General features: G+C 41.2%; 1 protein-coding gene. It reads left to right on the top strand.

Features of this window, described 5'->3' with window-relative positions:
* A partial coding sequence (gene ltrA / locus H5058_RS18085; RefSeq protein ID WP_182679372.1) for a group II intron reverse transcriptase/maturase occupies positions 1-1,356 on the top strand: 1,356 nt, incomplete at both ends.

Here is a 1,356-nt window from a genome sequence, read left to right as displayed (position 1 = left end):
ACATGGACAGCAACCGATAAAGCGCGTCGCGTTAATCGATTACTGCGCCTTATCAGTCACCCACAATGGCTTTGCCAAGCGGCTGAAGTAACGCTTTCTTCAAAAGGTGCCAAAACACCTGGCGTTGATGGAATAACCAAAATTCACTTACAGGATAAGCTGACTGATTACTTAGATGGGATCAGAAATGATTTACTCTCGGGTAATTATCAACCAATGCCTGCCAGACGAATTTATATTCCTAAAGCGAATGGAAAGCAACGCCCTTTAGGCATACCCAGCTTAAGAGACAGAATAGTGCAACGTGCCATGCTCATGGCAATGGAGCCGATATGGGAAAATGATTTTCATTCACTATCCTATGGTTTTAGACCTGAACGCAGTGTCCATCACGCCATTAGAACTGTTAAGTTACAAATGACAGGCTCAAGTGAACCACGTGGGCGCTGGGTAATTGAAGGGGATTTATCAAGCTATTTTGATACAGTCCACCATCAATTACTGATGACATGTGTGCGTAAGCGTATCAATTGTCGACGATTTAATGAATTGCTCTGGCGGTTCATCAAAGCAGGACATATTGAACGTAATCTATTCTGTGCAACAAGCGAAGGCGTACCACAAGGTGGTGTCATTTCTCCATTATTGTCAAATATCATGCTCAACGAATTTGATCAGTATTTGGATAAATGCTACTTGAGCAAGAAAGCACGTAAAGATCGCTGGTACTGGAATCGTACAATCCAAGATAAGCGTACCATTGCACTAGAGGAAAATAGACAATGGAAACCTGGGGTTGCTTATTGTCGTTATGCCGATGACTTTCTTGTGATTGTCAAAGGTAACAAACAACAAGCAGAAGCCATTCGTGATCAGTGTCGAAATTTTCTTGAAGGTAAACTTAAACTCACACTTAACATGGAGAAAACCCATATTACCCATGTAAATGATGGGTTTATCTTCCTTGGACATAGGATCATAAGGAAACGTGGTCCTAAAGGAAATATGCGTGTGGTGTCTGGTATTCCACATGGTAAGGCTAAAGCATTTTCTCATTCTTTGAGCCAAGCTTTATCTAGTGATCACAGTTGTAGCAAGATAGACAAAGTTGAACAACTCAGCCGCAAGCTTAAAGGCTGGGCGCAATTTTATCGTCATACTGATTATACCGCTAAAGTTTACAGTAAAATTGATCGTATAGTTTTCTGGAAATTAGCAAAATGGCTAGCGCGGAAATATCGTTGCTCCGTTAAGTCATTAATGATGAAGTGGATAAAACGACCGACGCCAAATCAGGCCAAGACTTGGGTATTATTTGGTAAAAGCAATCGAGGTAATTTATGTAGCGCTTCACTA

The sequence above is a fragment of the Pseudoalteromonas sp. SR45-4 genome, assembly GCF_014163535.1.
Taxonomy (GTDB): Bacteria; Pseudomonadota; Gammaproteobacteria; order Enterobacterales; family Alteromonadaceae; genus Pseudoalteromonas; species Pseudoalteromonas nigrifaciens.
Note: the sequence above shows the minus strand (reverse complement) of the source record. Positions and strands in the feature narration are given on the sequence as shown.